This is a genomic window from Mesorhizobium sangaii (assembly GCF_014207355.1).
GTDB classification, from domain to species: Bacteria; Pseudomonadota; Alphaproteobacteria; order Rhizobiales; family Rhizobiaceae; genus Mesorhizobium; species Mesorhizobium sangaii.
Window position 1 is genome coordinate 302,097 of the sequence record NZ_JACHEF010000002.1, and the last position, 17,273, is coordinate 319,369.

General features: G+C 65.3%; 13 protein-coding genes. 5 read left to right on the forward strand and 8 right to left on the reverse strand.

Features of this window, described 5'->3' with window-relative positions:
• Positions 1 to 49: 49 nt before the first annotated feature.
• The 4 genes from HNQ71_RS10585 to HNQ71_RS10600 are packed head-to-tail and all read left to right on the forward strand — an operon-like array spanning position 50 to position 4,651.
• Positions 50 to 916, forward strand: a complete 867-nt coding sequence (locus HNQ71_RS10585; protein ID WP_184872535.1) for a branched-chain amino acid ABC transporter permease — start codon at positions 50 to 52, stop codon at positions 914 to 916.
• 5 nt (positions 917 to 921) lie between these two features.
• On the forward strand, positions 922 to 2,010 hold the full coding sequence (locus HNQ71_RS10590) for a branched-chain amino acid ABC transporter permease (protein ID WP_184872536.1): 1,089 nt from the start codon (positions 922 to 924) through the stop codon (positions 2,008 to 2,010).
• Positions 2,003 to 3,757, forward strand: coding sequence for an FAD-dependent oxidoreductase (locus HNQ71_RS10595; RefSeq protein WP_184872537.1), 1,755 nt, complete (start codon positions 2,003 to 2,005; stop codon positions 3,755 to 3,757). The genes HNQ71_RS10590 and HNQ71_RS10595 overlap by 8 nt, the downstream gene beginning before the upstream one ends.
• Positions 3,758 to 3,766: 9 nt before the next feature.
• Positions 3,767 to 4,651 carry an intradiol ring-cleavage dioxygenase gene (locus HNQ71_RS10600; RefSeq protein ID WP_184872538.1) on the forward strand — a complete coding sequence of 295 codons (885 nt, stop codon included), beginning with the start codon at positions 3,767 to 3,769 and terminating at the stop codon, positions 4,649 to 4,651.
• Positions 4,652 to 4,677: 26 nt separating this feature from the next.
• On the opposite strand, the gene HNQ71_RS10605 is transcribed toward HNQ71_RS10600, so the two are convergent.
• The 8 genes from HNQ71_RS10605 to HNQ71_RS10640 all read right to left on the reverse strand — a co-directional run bounded on the left by HNQ71_RS10605 (position 4,678) and on the right by HNQ71_RS10640 (position 14,666).
• Positions 4,678 to 6,750: a 3-hydroxyacyl-CoA dehydrogenase NAD-binding domain-containing protein gene (locus HNQ71_RS10605; RefSeq protein ID WP_184872539.1), complete on the reverse strand. Its 2,073-nt coding sequence runs from the start codon at positions 6,748 to 6,750 to the stop codon at positions 4,678 to 4,680.
• Between the two features lie 228 nt (positions 6,751 to 6,978).
• Positions 6,979 to 7,926: an ABC transporter permease gene (locus HNQ71_RS10610; protein ID WP_184872540.1), complete on the reverse strand. Its 948-nt coding sequence runs from the start codon at positions 7,924 to 7,926 to the stop codon at positions 6,979 to 6,981.
• Between the two features lie 2 nt (positions 7,927 to 7,928).
• Entirely contained in the window at positions 7,929 to 8,909 is a 981-nt protein-coding gene (locus tag HNQ71_RS10615; RefSeq protein WP_184872541.1) for an ABC transporter permease, read from the reverse strand.
• 1 nt (position 8,910) lies between these two features.
• Positions 8,911 to 10,380, reverse strand: coding sequence for a sugar ABC transporter ATP-binding protein (locus HNQ71_RS10620; RefSeq protein WP_184872542.1), 1,470 nt, complete (start codon positions 10,378 to 10,380; stop codon positions 8,911 to 8,913).
• Positions 10,381 to 10,429: 49 nt separating this feature from the next.
• On the reverse strand, positions 10,430 to 11,443 hold the full coding sequence (locus tag HNQ71_RS10625; protein WP_184872543.1) for a substrate-binding domain-containing protein: 1,014 nt from the start codon (positions 11,441 to 11,443) through the stop codon (positions 10,430 to 10,432).
• A 94-nt stretch (positions 11,444 to 11,537) separates the two neighbouring features.
• Positions 11,538 to 12,428: an SMP-30/gluconolactonase/LRE family protein gene (locus HNQ71_RS10630; protein ID WP_184872544.1), complete on the reverse strand. Its 891-nt coding sequence runs from the start codon at positions 12,426 to 12,428 to the stop codon at positions 11,538 to 11,540.
• A gap of 217 nt (positions 12,429 to 12,645) precedes the next feature.
• Positions 12,646 to 13,380 (reverse strand): response regulator transcription factor, encoded by a 735-nt coding sequence (locus tag HNQ71_RS10635; protein WP_184872545.1) that lies wholly within the window; start codon positions 13,378 to 13,380, stop codon positions 12,646 to 12,648.
• Complete coding sequence (locus HNQ71_RS10640) at positions 13,380 to 14,666, reverse strand: sensor histidine kinase (RefSeq protein ID WP_184872546.1); 1,287 nt, start codon at positions 14,664 to 14,666, stop codon at positions 13,380 to 13,382. Before HNQ71_RS10640 ends, HNQ71_RS10635 begins: the two co-directional genes overlap by 1 nt.
• A gap of 152 nt (positions 14,667 to 14,818) precedes the next feature.
• On the opposite strand from HNQ71_RS10640, the gene HNQ71_RS10645 reads away from it, so the two are divergent.
• Positions 14,819 to 17,251: a glucan 1,4-alpha-glucosidase gene (locus tag HNQ71_RS10645; protein WP_184872547.1), complete on the forward strand. Its 2,433-nt coding sequence runs from the start codon at positions 14,819 to 14,821 to the stop codon at positions 17,249 to 17,251.
• Positions 17,252 to 17,273 lie beyond the last annotated feature (22 nt).

The following is a 17,273-nucleotide window of genomic DNA, read 5'->3' on the forward strand; positions in this document are numbered from 1 at the left end:
AGAAACTGCCCAGATCTCACCCAGCTAGTCAACGGTCGGGGCAAACCCCATGACCAGCGCGCTCGACACCATCATCCAGGGCATTCAGCTCGGCGGCCTTTACGCGCTGTTCGCGGCCGGCTTGAGCCTCGTCTTCGGCATCATGCGGCTGGTCAACCTGGCGCATGGCGACCTCATCGTGCTCGCCGCCTTCCTGATTCTCGCGCTGGTGACCGCCCTTGGCCTTAACCCGTTCGTCGCCGCCCTTGTGGCGATGCCGCTGATGTTCGCTGTCGGCTGGGCACTGCAATTCTATCTTCTCAATCGAACATTGGGCACCGATATCCTGCCGCCGCTGCTGGTCACCTTCGGCCTGTCGATCGTCATCCAGAACGGCCTGCTCGAAGGGTTTTCCGCCGACAGCCGCCGCATCTCGGTCGGTGGGCTGGAATCCGCATCGCTGGCGCTTGGACCGGTCAATGTCGGCGTCATGCCGCTGTTGACCCTGGCCTCGGCCATCGCGGTGATCGTCGGCCTCAACCAGCTGTTCTACCGCACATCGCTCGGCCGCGCCTTTCGCGCCACCTCGGATGATCCGCTCACCGCCGGACTGATGGGCATCCAGCCGAAGCGCATCTTCGCCGCCGCCACCGGCATCGCCATGGTGGTGGTGACGATCGCCGCCCTCTATCTCGGCACGCGCGCCAATTTCGACCCGACCATCGGACCGGCGCGGCTGATCTACGCCTTCGAGGCGGTCATCATCGGCGGCCTTGGCTCGCTGTGGGGAACGCTGTTCGGCGGCATCGTCATCGGCATCGCCCAGACCTTTGGGGCCGCGATCAATCCGGAATGGCAGATCCTGGCCGGCCATCTGGCCTTCCTGGTGGTGCTGCTGGTCAGGCCGCGCGGTCTGTTTCCGCGCGCGGTGGATTGAGAGCCATGACCGATTTCACACTCAGCCGCTGGAAAGTCGAAACGCGAACCAAGGCATCGGCGACCTTCGCTATCGTCGCCGCGCTCGTCATCCTGCTTGCCTTCGCCGCGCCTTTGTTCGTCTCCCGCAGCGTGCTGCAGGACCTGTTCTTCATCCTAACCATGCTGGTGCTGGCGCAGAACTGGAACCTCTTGGCCGGCTATGCCGGGCTGGTCTCGGTCGGCCAGCAGGCCTTCGTCGGCTTTGGCGCCTACGCCATGTTCGCGTTTGTCATCCTCGCCGGGCTCGACCCGCTGGCCGCGATCCTTCTTGCCGGCATCGCCAGCGCCTTGCTCGCCATCCCCACAGCCTTCTTCCTGTTTCGCCTGCAGGGCGCCTATTTCGCCATCGGCAGCTGGGTCATCGCCGAAGTGGTGCGGCTGGTGCTGGCGCAATGGAAGATGCTGGGCGGCGGCACCGGCACCTCGCTGCCGCGCGAGGCCATCCGCGACACGCCGGAGCTGAAGCTGGTCGGCGATCTGTTCGGCGTCAAATCGTCAGGCGCCGGCGACATCCTGACCTATTGGCTGGCGCTGCTGCTCGCCATCGCCACCATAGGCCTCGTCTATCGCCTGCTGCGCTCGAAGCAGGGACTGGGGCTCGCCGCCGTGCGCGACAGCCAGGAAGCGGCGCGCTCGGTCGGCGTCGACGCCCGCCGCATGAAGACGCTGGTCTATCTGGCGGCAGCCTTTGGCACTGGGCTGGCCGGCGCCCTGATCTATGTGCAAAAGGCCCGCATCTCGCCGGACGCTGCCTTCTCCGTCGTCGACTGGACCGCCTATGTCATCTTCATCGTCGTCATCGGCGGCATCGGCACCATCGAAGGGCCTATCGTCGGCGTCATCGTCTTCTACATCCTGCAGAATCTGCTTGCCGACTACGGCTCCTGGTATCTCCTGATCCTCGGGCTGATCGGCATCGTCATCATGCTGTTTGCGCCGCGCGGCCTGTGGGGCCTGTTTGCCGAGCGCACCGGCATCCAGCTTTTCCCGGTCCGCCGCCGGCTGACCGGCGGACCGCTATCAGCAAGCAAAAAGGGAGAGCCGCATGGCTGACATCACCACCGACGTGCTGACCATCGGTACCGGGCCTGCGGGCTCGGCGACCGCAGCGCTGCTTTCGACTTATGGCGTCGAGAACATGGTCATCAACCGCTATCGCTGGCTGGCCGCGACGCCGCGCGCGCACATCACCAACCAGCGCACTATGGAAGTCCTGCGCGACCTCGGCAAGGACGTCGAGGCCGAAGCCTATATGCATGCCACGGAACAGGACTTGATGGGCGAGAACGTGTTCTGCACCTCGCTCGCCGGCGAGGAGATCGGCCGCATGCGCAGCTGGGGCAAGCATCCGCTTTCCCGCGCCGAGCATCTGCTCTCCTCGCCCTCGCACATGAACGACCTGCCGCAGACCTTCATGGAACCACTGCTGTTCAAGACCGCCTGTTCGCGCGGCACGCAGTCGCGGATGTCGATGGAGTATCTGTCGCATGTGCAGGACGCAGAGGGCGTGTCCACAACCTGTCGCGACCGGTTGACCGGCAAGGACATCACCATCCGCTCAAAGTATCTGGTCGGCGCCGATGGCGGCAATTCGCTGGTCGCCGAACATGCCGGCCTGCCTTTCGAAGGCAAGATGGGTGTTGGCGGCTCGATGAACATCCTGTTCAAGGCCGACCTGTCGAAATACGTCGCCCACCGGCCGTCTGTGCTCTACTGGGTGGTGCAGCCGGGCGCCGATGTCGGCGGCATCGGCATGGGCCTGGTGCGCATGATCCGGCCCTGGGACGAGTGGCTGATCGTCTGGGGCTACGACATCAACCAGCCGGCGCCCAAGGTCGATGATGCCTTCGCCAGAAAAGTGGCGCGCGATCTCGTCGGCGACCCCGAGCTTGAGATCGACGTCCAGTCGGTATCGACCTGGACCGTCAACAACATGTACGCCACGCAGACCTCCAAAGGTCGCGTGTTCTGCATGGGCGACGCCATCCATCGCCACCCGCCGTCGAATGGGCTCGGATCCAACACCTCAATCCAGGACGGCTTCAACCTCGCCTGGAAGCTTGCCTATGTCATCAAGGGCAAGGCCGGACCAAAACTGCTCGACAGCTATTCGCAGGAGCGCGCGCCGGTCGCCAGGCAGATCGTCACCCGCGCCAACAAGTCGATCGAGGAGTTCGGCCCGATCTTCAAGGCGCTTGGCCTGCTCGATTCGATCGACCCGGTGAAGATGCAGTCGAACATGGATGCGCGCTGCGACGACACGCCGGCGGCCGAGGCGCAACGCGCCAAGATCCGCGAGACGATCGCCGCCAAGGTCTACGAGTTCGACGCCCATGGCGTCGAGATGAACCAGCGCTACAAGTCGAATGCCATCGTCACCGACGGGCAGGAGGAACCGGCCTTCGAGAAGGACGCCGAACTGCACCATCAGCCGACGTCCTGGCCGGGCGCCCGGCTGCCGCATGTCTGGGTGCATTCGGAACGCGGCGACAAGGTCTCGACACTCGACCTGACCGGGCACGGCAAATTCACCGTGCTGACCGGCATTGGCGGGCAAGGCTGGCTCGACGCCGCGAAGGTCGTCAGCAAGGAACTGGGCATCGACATGGCTGGCCACCTGATTGGCCCACGCCAGCCGTGGCAGGACTTTTCCGGCGACTGGGCGCGCGCCCGCGAAGTGCGCGACAGCGGCATCCTGCTCGTGCGCCCCGACCAGCATGTCGGCTGGCGCGCGGACGCGATAAGCGGCGATCCGGCGGCGGATCTTCGCCGCGCCCTGACGTCAATTCTGGACAGGTGAGGACGGACGATGGAAGCGCACGAAAAGGGCTTCTTCACCGAGGAGAATTCGGTCGAGGTCGTCACCGGCCGCAACCGCAACGCCAAAAGCGAACGGCTGAAGGCCGTGATGGAGGTCATCACCCGCAAGCTGCACGAGGCGGTCAAGGAGATCGAACCGACGCAGGACGAATGGTTCGAGGCCATCCTGTTCCTGACCAGGACCGGCCAGCTCTCCACTGAATGGCGGCAGGAGTTCATCCTGCTTTCGGACGTGCTTGGCGTCTCGATGCTGGTCGACGCCATCAACAACCGCAAACCGTCAGGCGCTTCGGAATCGACGGTGCTCGGACCGTTCCATCTCGCCGACGCACCGGAATTGCCAATGGGCGCCAACATCTGCCTCGACCAGAAGGGCGAGGACATGTTCATCCATGGCCGCATTCTCGACACCGAGGGCAAGCCGATCGCCGGTGCCGTGCTCGACGTCTGGCAGGCCAATGACGAGGGTTTCTATGACGTGCAGCAGAAGGGCCTCCAGCCCGACTTCAATCTGCGCGGCGTGTTCCGCACCGACGCCGATGGGCGCTACTGGTTCCGCGCGGTGAAGCCGAAATTCTACCCCATCCCTGACGACGGCACGGTCGGCAAGCTGCTGCATGCGCTCGGTCGCCACCCCTATCGCCCGGCGCATCTGCACTACATCCTCAAGGCAGACGGCTTCGAGACGCTGACCACCCACATCTTCGACCCCGACGACCCCTACATCAATTCGGACGCGGTGTTCGGCGTGAAGGAAAGCCTATTGGCTGAGTTCAAGAGCATCGACGATCCGGCGCGCGCCAAGGGCCTCGAATTCGCCGGCCCGTTCTGGGAGGTCGAGCACGATTTCGTGCTGGCGAGAGACCAGGGATAGGCGGTCCCGTACGTTGGGTGGCGCGATCAGCTTACTGCGCCGACTTCCCAGGAACCGGTCTCCGCCATCCGCCGGAGCAATGGCGCCACCTTGAACACGTCCTTGCCGGTCCGCTGATGCCAATGGTCGAGCCGCTCGATGAGCTGGGCCGGCCCTTCGAGGCCGGCCCAGAACATCGGCCCGCCCTTGCCGACGGGAAAGCCGTAGCCGTTGACCCAGACGACATCGATGTCGGAGGCGCGGGTGGCGATGCCCTCTTCCAGAATCCTGGCGCCCTCGTTGACCAGGGGATAGAGCGTGCGTTCGATGATTTCTTCCCCGCCGATCGCGCGCGGCTCGATGCCCCTCTCTGCCGCCTTGTCGCGGATCAGCGCCTCGACTTGCGGGTCGGTGACTGGCGTGCGCGAGCCGGCCTCGTAGAGATAGAAACCACGGCCGGTCTTCTGGCCGAAACGACCTTGTTCGCACAGCGTGTCGGCGATCACGGCCGTCTGGCCGCGCGCCTTGCGGTTGCGCCAGCCAATGTCAAGGCCGGCGAGATCGCCCATCTGGAACGGCCCCATCGGCCAGCCGAAATCGGTAAACGCATGGTCGATCTGGCGCGGCGTTGCGCCCTCCAGTAGAAGCGCCTCGGATTCGGCGCCACGCGCCGCCAGCATGCGGTTGCCGACAAAACCGTGGCAGACGCCGACGACCACAGCCACCTTGCCGATCCGCCGCGCCATGTCGACGACGGCAGCCAGTGCATCGGGCGCGGTCTTCTCGGCCCGCACGATCTCCAGCAGCTTCATGACATTTGCCGGCGAGAAGAAATGCAGGCCGAGCACATCCTGCGGGCGCGAGGTCGAGGCGGCGATTTCGTTGATGTCGAGATAGGAGGTGTTGGTGGCGAGGATGGCGCCGGGCTTGGCCACAACATCGAGCTTGCCGAAGACTTCCTTCTTGACCGCCATATCCTCGAACACCGCCTCGATGATCAGGTCGCAATCGGCGAGATCGGCATAATCGGTGGACCCCGTGAACTGGGCAAGCCGCTGCCGCTTGGCATCTTCGGTCAATGATCCTCGCGTGACGGAGACGGCATAGTTCCTGTCGATCGTGCCCAGTCCGCGTTGCAGCGGCTCCTGGCTGGTCTCCAGCAAGGTGACGGAGTAGCCTCCATTGGCGAAAGCCATGGCGATGCCGCCGCCCATGGTGCCGGCGCCGATGACGCCGATACGCGCGATCCTGCGCTTGATGAGATCCTTGCCGGGAATCTTTGCCGCCTCACGTTCGGCGAAGAACAGATGGCGCTGCGCGCGCGACTGGTCGCTGGCGACGAGTTTCACGAACAGCGCGCGTTCCGCCGCCAGCGCCTCGTCGAACGGCAGCGTGACGGCATTGCGCACCGCCTGCGCACACGCGATCGGCGCTTCGAGGCCCCGCGCTTTTTTGGCAAGGTCCGCCGCCTCGGCATCGAAAGCCGCCAGGTCGGTCTCCTTGAGCCCATCATTTCGATCGCGCACCGGCGTGAAGGGACCACCCTTGCGGGCTATTTCCCTGGCGAAGTTCACGGCATGCGTGGTCAGATCGCCTTCGAAGACGGCGTCGACCAGACCGGCGGCATGCGCCTCTTCAGCCCCGATCGGCGAACCGGAAACGATCATCTTGAGCGCCTTCCCTGCACCGACAAGGCGCGGCAGCCGCACCGTGCCGCCGCCACCCGGCAAGAGACCGAGCTTGACTTCCGGCAGGCCGAGCCTGGCGCCGGCGTCGGCGACGCGGAAATGGCAGCCGAGCGCCAGCTCCAGGCCGCCGCCAAGCGCGGTGCCGTGGATGGCGGCGATCGTCGGCTTGGCGATCGTTTCCAGCGTTGCCACGATGGCGCGCAGGTCGGGCTGCTGCACGGGCTTGCCGAATTCGGTAATGTCGGCGCCGGCAACGAAAGTTCGGCCGGCACAGGCGATGACGATGGCCGCGACCGACGGATCATCCCGCAATTCAACGAGAGCCTGCATCAGCGGTTCGCGGACATGAAAGCTCAGCGCATTGACCGGCGGATTGTCGATGGTGACGATGGCGACATCGCCGTCACGGCTGACCTTCAGGAAATCGGACACGCAAACCTCCCAGCACTGGTGAGCGGCTAGAGCATGATGCCGAAAAGTGTGAAGCGGTTTTCGGACGACATCATGCTCTATCTCTTTGAGTTAGACCGCGCGCATGGGATTTACAGCGCCGTGACGCCGATGGGAACCGGATGCTGGCCTGGCACAATGATTACCGGCCTTGACGTGCTCCTGCGCTGCCGGCAGCCTCCGCCGCCATCACGCCGTGCGCCATCACACCTACCGCAGCGCCTTCTGCCCACCCGCGGCCGTGATGACACCGACAATGATCAGCCCGGTCAGCAGCAGCCGCACCCCGGCGCTGACGCCGAACGTGTTGAGCATGGTCAAAAGCAGCACCAGGAAAAGCGCAGCGCCCCAGACGCCCGGCACGTTGGCCTTGCCGCCGGCCACCGATGTGCCGCCGATCACGACGACGGCGATCGAGGCCAGCAGGTATTCGTTGCCAATATCGACATTGGCGCCCCGGAAATAGCCGGCGAGCAGCGCGCCGTCGATGCCGCCGAGCGCCCCCGACAGCGTGTAGGTGAGGAAGCGGATGCGGCCGACATTGACGCCGGCGAGCCACGCCGCGCGGATGTTCTGGCCGATCGCCAGCACCGAACGGCCATAGACCATGCGCTGCAGGGCGATGGCGGCGCCGATGGTGAACAGCACGGTCAGGATCGCCAGCACGGGAATGCCCAACACCTGCCAGTTGGCGAAATCGGCGAAGCCGGGCGGCGGCTTTATCTGCAGCCCCCGCCCATAGCTGATGTCGATCGACTGGATGATGAAGCTGGCCGACAACGTGGCGATGATCGGCGGAATGCGCAGCGCCCAGATCAGCAGATAGTTGGCGGCGCCGATCGCGGCACCCGTGGCGAGCGCCGCCAAAAGCCCGACCACGATCATGGCATCGTTGCCGTCCATCACCTTCATGGCGACAGCGCTGGCCAAGCCGATATTGGCCGGCAACGACAGGTCGACATTGCCAGGCCCAAGCGTGATGACGAACATCTGGCCGATGCCGACAATGACGGTGAACACTGCCAGCGACAGCGCCGCCGTGACCATGCCGCCGGCGCCATAGCCGCCGGTGAAGGCGATCGTCGCCAGCCACACCGACAAGGCGCCGAGGAACGACCAGATCCAGGGTTTGGCAAGCAGTGGTTTCAACGCGGCCATGGCTACCTCTCCCTGCGGCTGATCAGGACGCGGGCCGCCAGCACGATGATCAGGATGGCGCCATTGGCGGCCACCTGCCAGTCGGGCGGAATGTGCATGAAGGTGAGCAGCGGCGAGGCGGCCAGCGCCAGCGTAAGCGCGCCGATCACCGCGCCGATCGGCGACACCCGGCCACCGACGAATTCGCCGCCGCCGAGGATGACGCCGGCAATCGCCAGCAGCGTGTAGCCATTGCCGATATTGGCATCGGCCGAGGTGGTGATGCCTATCAGCGCCATGCCGGACAGCACGCCGAACAGGCCGGCCAGCGCAAACAGCACGATCTTGGTCTTGAGCAGCGACCAGCCGGCACGGCCGAGCGCGGCCGGATTGCCGCCGGAACCGCGCAGGATCACGCCGTAGGAGGTGCGCATCAGCCCGAAATGGACAATGAGGCCGATCAGCAGCGCGGCGATGATCGGGAACGGCACGAGAGGCGGCTTGAACGCCATGAACGCCAGCAGCCAGTCCGGCGCCTTGCCGCCGGGTTTGGGCAGGACGAGAATGGCCAGCCCCTGCCAGACGAAGCTCATGCCGAGTGTCACCACGATCGAGGGCAGGTTGCGCAGATGGATCAGCGCGCCGAGCAAGGCATAGACACCGATCGAGCCGAGCAGGATCAAGACACCGATCAGCGGCGCGTCCTTCAGCCAGGTCGCGGTCACGCAGCCGACAAAGCCGACGAAGGTTCCGATCGACAGGTCGAGCTCGTTGCCGGCGATGACGAACATCTGCGCGATCGTCGCCAGGGCGATCGGGATCGCCAGGTTCAGCATCAGGCTGAAGCCGAAATAGCTGATGGCGCGCGGATTGAGCCAGGCGATGGCGAGAAGAACCAGCGCCAGCGACAGCGCCGGCAACAACCCACGCAGCAGGCGGGCGCGTGCCAGCGCGCCACGCTCGGCGGAACTCTTGGTGGTGGCTTCTAGGCTGGCGGCCGTCATCTCACGCCGCATCGCCAAACGAGGACTGGATGATCTTCTCTTCGGTCAATTCATCGCGGCCCAGATTGGCGACGATGCGGCCGTTCTTGAAGACATAGATGTGGTCGCAATTGTCGAGCTCTTCGGTTTCCGTGGTGTACCAGAGGAAGGTGCGGCCTCGGCGGGCCTCTTCCTGTACGAGGTCATAGACCTCCAGTTTGGTGCCGATATCGACGCCCCGCATCGGATCGTCCATCAGCACGATCTGCGCGTCCGAGCCAAGCGCCCGGGCAAACAGCGCCTTCTGCTGGTTGCCGCCCGACAGCGAGAAGATGTTGTTGTTCATGTCCGGCGTGCGGATGCCGATCTTCTTTTGCCAGATTGCAGCAAGCTCGGCCTCGCGCTGCGGCGAGATCAACAGGCCGTTGCGCAAACGCGCCAGCGAACGGATACCGATATTCTGCGCAATCGACCATTGCGGGAAGATGCCATCCGACTGCCGGTCGCCGGCCACCAGCGCCACCGGCGCGGTGACCTCAATGCCGGCCTTGGCGCGCGATGCAGCAGCGAAGATCGCCAGCAACAGGTCGGTCTGGCCGTGGCCAGCCAGACCGGCAAGGCCGATGATCTCGCCGGCACGGGCGACAAGGTCGGTGCCGTCCTTCTGCACGGCGGGTCGCGCCCGCACCCGCAGCGGGCTAGCCCCCGGTTTGGCGGCGGCGACCTGCGCCGCGATCTTCTGGCGCGCTTCCGCCCCGCCCATCGCCGTCACCAGCCGGTCGCGGTCGAAGGCACCCGCTGCGTCGGCGACAACCACCTTGCCGTCGCGCATCACCACGATGCGGTCGGCATTCCGCAGCACTTCGCCCAGCACATGCGAGATCAGGATGCAGCTTTTGCCGCCGGCGACGAAGCGGCGCACGAAGGCCAGCAACTGTCCGGCGGTGTGCGCGTCGAGCGACGATGTCGGCTCGTCAAGGATGACGAGGTCGAGCCGGTCCTGCGTGACCGTGAAGGCGCGCGCCACCTCCACCATCTGGCGCCGGCCGATCGACAGGTCGCCGACGATGTCAGACGCCGAGATGCTATGACCGGGAAATATCTCGTCGAGCTTGGCGGCGATCAGATCCGCTGCCTTGCGCCGCCAGCCGAAGCCGCGCAGCGACGCATGGTTGATGCGCGTGTTTTCGGCGACGCTGAGATTGGGACACAACGACAGTTCCTGGAAGACGCAGCGTATGCCCAGCTGCTGCGCCCGCGACACCGAGTAATTGTCCTCGATGCCGCCATGCACGCCAATCTGGCCGCTGTCGGGCACCAGCGTGCCCGCCACCATGTGCATCAGCGTCGACTTGCCGGCGCCATTGTGGCCGACGAGCCCGACGCATTCGCCGGGGCCAACGTGGAAATCCACGCCGCCCAGCGCGCGAACGGCGCCGAAATGTTTTTCGGCGCCGTTCAGTCTGATGATGTCAGCGTTCCCTGCAACCATGCTCAACGATATCCGCTCGACGATACGGACGGCAACGCTTCTCCGACACTCACTTGATATTGGCTTTGATGGCCGCGATCGCATCCTCTTGCGTGTACTCGTGGCTGGCGACGCCACCCTTGACGATCTTCGGCAGCTCGGCCTCGAAATCGTCCTGGGTGAAGGCCAGATACGGCACCAAGAGATCGTGCGGGATGTCGGTGCGGCCGTCGAGCACCTGTTGCGCCACCCAGAAGGCGAGCGACGACACGCCCGGCGCGATCGACGCCGACCAGGTCTTGTAGCCGTCCTTGTCCTTCTGTTCCTTCCACCACTGCAACTCATCCTGGCGATTGCCCATGATGATGGTCGGGCGCGGCTTGCCGGCGGCGGCGAAGGCCTGCGCCGCGCCATAGCCGTCACCGCCCTGGTCGACGATGCCGACGACATCGGGCAGCGACGGCAGGATGGTCGCGACCGCCTTCTGCGCCGTGGTCTGGTCCCAGTCGCCGGTCACCGAACCGACGATCTTGAACTCGGGATGGGCAGCGACACCTTCAAGTATCCCGGCATGGATGGCGTCATCGATCGAGGTGCCGGCAAGGCCGCGGATTTCCAGCAGATTGCCGCCCTTGGGCTGGAACTTGGCCATCTGCTCGACTTCCTGCTTGCCCATGTCCTTGAAGTCGACGACGACTCGATAGGCGCAAGGTTCGGTGACGGTGCCGTCGAAGGAGACGACGGTGATGCCGGCGTCACACGCCTGCTTGATGGCGCCGTTGAGCGCGTCCGGCGAAGCGGCGTTGATGACGATCGCGTCATAGCCCTGCAGGATCAGGTTCTGCACCTGGGCCGCCTGCGTCGGCACTTCCTTGTCGGCGGTGGTGAAGATATCGGCCGCGCCGACGACCTTGTCGGCGACCGCCTTCTTGGTGACGATGCCATAGCTGTCGAGCATCGCCTGCCGCCACGAATTGCCGGCATAGTTGTTGGAGAAGGCGATCTTCTTGCCACTGGTGTCGGCAAGTGCGGTGCCCGAGGCGAGCATCGCCGCCAGAGCGCCCAAGACAAACAGTTTCTTCATGTCGTAATCCTCCCAGATGTCTACTGCTGCAGTTCCTGCCGGTTTTGACCCCGGCCTCGCTCCCAATCTGATTTGAGCACGGACGGTCCCGAACTCAAAACAGTCTCAATCCCGGCACGCGCACACGGAGCCGGTACAGCGACGTCGATGCGGCGATGTAGAGGCTCCTCAGATCGTCGTCGCCGAAGGTAAAATTCGCGCAGTCTTCCGGCGTGCGGATGACCCCCAGAATGGCACCCGACGCGTCGAAGACATGGATGCCGCCGGGGCCGGTGCAGTAGACATTGCCGCGGCTGTCGATCTTCATGCCGTCCGGCGCTCCCGGCCCGTCGCCTTCGGTCACCGCCCACACCGCACCGCCGTTGAGGTCGCCATCCGCCTCGACGCCGAACACCCTGATATGTCCGCGTTCGGTGTCGTTGATGAACACCCGCGACTCGTCCAGCGAGAAGCAAAGTCCGTTCGGCTGCACGAAATCGTCGGCCAGCAATGTCAGCCGGGCGCCGTCGCCGTCGATGCGGTAGACGCCCTGGAAAGACAATTCCTGCGGCCGCGGCACGCCGTAGAATTCCACCCTGCCATAGCCCGGATCGGTGAAGTAGATCGAGCCGCCGGTGGCAACGACGATATCGTTGGGGCTGTTGAGCTGCTTGTCCTGGAAGTGTGTGGCAAGCACGGTCACGCTGCCATTGGGCTCGGCGCGGGTCACCCGGCTCGTCGCGTGCTCGCAGGTGACCAACCGTCCCTGGCGATCCAGCGTATTGCCATTGGCCTTGTGGCTCGGCTCGCGAAACAGTTCGATCTCGCCTGCGGCACTGCGGCGGTACATGCGGCTTTCCGGAATGTCGGAGAAAACCAACCACTTCTCATAGGGATGCCACACCGGCCCTTCGAGGAAACCGAAGCCGCTCGCCAGCGTTTCGATCGTCGCATCGCCGATGACGTCGTCGAAGCCGGAATGGCGAGCTCGCGCCGACACCGACATCACAGGTGCCCGGCGGCGCGAACAGCCGTGCGAATCCGCATGGCGACGAATGGCATGAGCGCTTCCCGATACGTTTTCTTATTGGGGATCGAAGGTAGTTGCGCCACCGGCGTGGCGATACGGGTCAAAGCGCACGCCCGACTGTGCATTTGCACAGTCGCGCTCGAGCAATTCCAGCAAAAGTGTCAAACGGTCTTCCGAACCGCTCGGGCTGCAATCAGTGATCGGGCGACGCCTGCGCCAGCCAGGCGTCGAGCCGGTCCTGCTCGCGGCGCAGCGCGTCGATGTTGATCAGGCCGCGCGCCATGGCCAGATAGATCGCCCGCGTCCGCGAGTTGAACACGGATGCATCGCCGGCGCCGTCCTCCGCCGGCATGATACCGAGCTTGTCGTAGACGTGCTTGATACGGCTCTGCGCGCCGCGGATCGACAGGCCCCGGCGTGCCGCGATTGCCCGGTCCGTCAGGCCGAGCGCGATGTCGATCAGGCTTTCATATTCGCCGTCGGTGATGCCCTCGAACTTGTCCTGGACGCGGTGCTGGATGCCGCGGATCTCGCGGTCGATGATGCAGTGGCCCTCGCGGAAAACACCGCGCAAGGCCGAGCGCATGCCTTCCTCCGTTGCCGATTTCAGCACATAGCCATAGACCGAGCCCGGCGGCACGATACGCGCCACGCCGCGCACATAGGCCTCGTCGGCGAAATTCGACCAGAACAGGATGTGCGTGCCGGCGCGGCGGTTCCAGATCGCCCTGGCAACCTCGATCCCTGTCGCCTTCGGCATCTGCAGGTCGAGCACGACATGCGGCGGTTCGCGCTCGGCGGCCAGGTTGATGGCGTCCTCGCCGTCGCTCGCTTCGATCACCTCGACGTCGCCGGGCCACAATTGCTCGACGGTGCGCCGCGCGAAGGTGCGGTGCAGCCCGTCATTTTCGGCGATCATCACAAGCATCACATGGTCTCCGACTCGGCGAGCTGGCCGGACGCCGCTGCAGCCGCCGCAACCGGCAACTCCCGCGACGGCTGGCGGTCGATCTCGACGACGACACGGGTGCCGCCGTTTTTGCGGCCAGCCTGCCCGATGCGCAGCCGCGCCCCGATCAGCGCGGCGCGCGTATGCATGTGGCCAATGCCGCCATGGGCGGCCGGATCGATGGTGCCGCAGCCCTGGCCGTCATCGGTGACGATCACCCGCAGCACGCTTGCGGTCGACGCCAGCAGCACATCGATGCGGCGCGGCGCGGCGTGGCGAACCGCATTGTTGATGGCTTCCTGCACGATCCGGTAGAGCGCCGTGCGGACGGGCTCCGGCAGGCTGTCGGCGCCGCCGTCGCTGGTGTCGGCGATGCGCACGGCAATCGGCGGCTTGGCTCTGGCGACGCTGCGGTTGAGATGTGCTTCGACAGCATCGCGCAAGCCGAACAGTTCAAGCACGCTCGGCCGCATGTCGTCGACGATGTGGCGCAGTTCCGTCAGGCAGCCGGCGACTTCCTGCTCGAGGTCGGCAAGCTGCGCCGCCCGCGCCACGCCCTGGCCTCGCAGGGCCGAAAGCTGGCGTGCGATGCGGGCGAGGTCGGCAAGCGTCTGGTCATGCAGGTCCATCGCCATGCGCCGGCGTTCGCGCTCCATGCCCTCGGTCAACTGCGAGGCGCCGACGCGCAGCAATTCGACGCGGTTGCGGGCCTCCGTCTCGGCAAGCATGGCGCGGCGCGCCTCCTCGGTCTGGATCAGCGCAAAGATATAAGGCGCGATCAGGTCCGCGCATTGCTGGGCGACCGCGACATCGGCAAGCGTGTAGCATCCGACCTCGTGCCGGCTTATGTTCAGCGCCCCGATGATGCCGCCGCGCGCCCTGAGCGGCACGACGATGCGGCTGCGCAGCCTGGCGGCGAAGATCGGTCCGTCAATGGCCGTGGCGAAATGGAAGCGCTCGTCGCGCAGCGCGTCGTCGGAGAGCAGATAAGCCACCTCGCCCCACAGCACCGAGCGAATCGGGCTGACTTCGGTCGGCAGCGGATGCTGGGCAAGCTCGCTCCAGCTGGTGTGGAAGCCGGCTTCATAACAGGCATGCCTGCGCCCATCATGCGACAGCACCGCCAGATCCATATGGTCGTGTGGAATGAGCGTGCCGATCTCGATGGCCGTGGCGCGAAACGCCGTGCCGGGATCGATATGGCCGGCAAGCGCCGCCGAAATCGCCAGCAACCGGTCGATCAGGACCAGGGACACCTCCGGCATGGCTTCGCGATCCTCCCGTGCCTGGAATAGTGGACGCTACGCGGCGCCGCTGTCAACGAGGGCGCCATTGGCGGTGGCGATCAACTTGCGGTGCAATGATTGAAAAAGGTTCGCGTCCTGGTCTAGGGAAAGGGCCAGGAGATCGCAACAGAATGCCAGTGACGCCAAACGTTGCTCCGGGCGCCCCGGGAATTCCGGCGCGCTGGACATCAAGCGCCAAGAGTGGCGTCGGAACGTCCCTTTCGCCAAGCGGCCGGATCTGGTTCACGATCAGCCACGGCATCCTCAACGAGATCTACTACCCGCACCTCGACAGCGCCTGCACGCGCGACCTTGGCCTGATCGTCACCGGCCCCGACGGCTATTTCTCCGAAGAAAAGCGCAATGCCGCGCACTCCATCGAACCCTTCGAGGACGGCGTGCCGGCCTACAAGCTGGTCAACACAGCTGCCGATGGCGCCTACAAGATCGAAAAGCGCATCCTTGCCGACCCGGCACGGCCCGCCTTGCTGCAGGAAATTACCTTCACAGCGCTCCAGGGTGCCGACGGCGACCATCGCGTCTACGCCTTGCTGGCGCCGCATCTCGTCAATGCCGGCATGGGCAATACCGCCTGGGTCGGTGACCACAAGGGAAAACCTGTGCTGTTCGCCTCGGGGCGCGGCACCTACCTGGCACTGGCCTCGTCACTGCCCTGGCGAACCGGTGCGGCCGGCTATGTCGGCGTCTCCGACGGCTGGCAGCAGCTCCACAATACCGGCGAACTCGATCCAGCTTGCCTGCGGGCCGAGGACGGCAATGTCGCGCTGACCGGCGAGATCGGCTTTACCGCTTCCAAGACAACGGCCTTGCTGGCGCTGGGGTTTGGCTCGACATCCGACGAGGCGGCCGAAAATGCCTTCGCCAGCCTGAAGCAAGGCTTTGAGCCCGCCGCCAAATCCTACGTCGAGAGATGGCGAAAGTGGCAAAAGAGCCTGCTGGCGCTGGACCGGCATGGCGAATCCGGGATCAACTTCTATCGCGTCTCGACCGCGGTGCTGGCGACCCACCGGTCGATCGCGATACCGGGTGCGGCGGTCGCCAGCCTGTCGATTCCGTGGGGCTTCGACAAGGGTGACGACGACCTCGGCGGCTACCATCTGGTTTGGCCGCGCGATCTGGTCGAGACGGCCGGTGGTTTTCTCGCCGCCGGCGACGCCGCGTCGGCCCTGCAAATCCTCGACTACCTCAGCTCCATCCAGCAGCCGGACGGCCACTGGCCGCAGAACGCCTGGCTCGACGGGTCGGCCTATTGGCCAGGCATCCAGATGGACGAATGCGCCTTCCCGTTGCTGCTAGCCGATGCGCTGCATCGCGCAGGACACCTGCCGCGCGCCAAGCTGCTCGCCTTCCAGCCGATGATCGAGCGCGCCGCCGGCTATGTCGTGCGCAACGGGCCCGTCACCGGCGAGGACCGCTGGGAAGAGGATGCCGGCTACAGCCCGTTCACGCTTGCCGTCGAGATCGCGGCACTGCTTGCCGCGGCCGACCTGCTCGACGCCTGCGGCAAGCAAGATGCCGCGACCTATCTGCGCGAGACGGCCGATGTCTGGAACGACCAGGTCGAGCGCTGGACCTATGTCACCGGCACGGCACCCTGCAGGCAAGCCGGCGTCGGCGGCTATTACGTGCGCATCGCGCCGCCCGACAGCGCCGAGGCCGGTTCGCCGAAGGACGGCTATGTCCCGATCAAGAACCGGCCGCCCGGCGATACCGACCAGCCGGCCGAGGCGATCGTCAGCCCGGACGCGCTGGCGCTCGTCCGCTTCGGCCTGCGGGCAGCCGACGATCAGCGTATCGTCGACACAGTCACGATCATCGATGCGCAATTGCGCTGCGACCTGCCGCAGGGGCCGCTCTGGTACCGCTACAATGGCGATGGCTATGGCGAGCATGAGGATGGCGCGCCCTTCGACGGCACCGGCCAGGGCCGGCCTTGGCCGTTGCTCGCCGGCGAACGTGCCCATTACGAGCTTGCAGCCGGACGCAAGGACCGAGCGGTGGACCTGCTGGCGGCACTTGAAGGCTCGGCCGGGCTGGGTGGCCTGCTGCCCGAACAGGCCTGGGACGGCGCCGACATGGCCGAGCGCGAACTGCTGCACGGTCGCCCCTCGGGCAGCGCCATGCCGCTGGTCTGGGCGCATTCGGAGCATATCAAGCTGTTGCGCTCGGTGCGCGACGGCACGGTCTTCGACATGCCGCCGCAAGGCGTCAAGCGCTACATTGAGGACAAGACCGTATCGCCGTTCAGGACATGGCGCTTCAACAACAAGATCCGCACGCTGCCGGCCGGCAAGACGCTGCGCGTCGAGCTGCTGGCCCAGGCGACTGTGCGCTGGAGCAGCGACAATTGGGCGACCGCCGTCGACACCCCGACAGTGGAGAACGCCTTCGGCATCCATCTTGTCGATCTGCCCACGGCCAGCCTCCCCTGCGGAAGCTCGCTGATCTTCACTTTTTTCTGGCCCGGAGCCGGCGATTGGGAGAATGTCGACTTCTCCGTCATATCAGGCGATCAGGATAGCCAATCGATCCTTCCTCGATAAATCCAGTAATCTCCAGGAAACA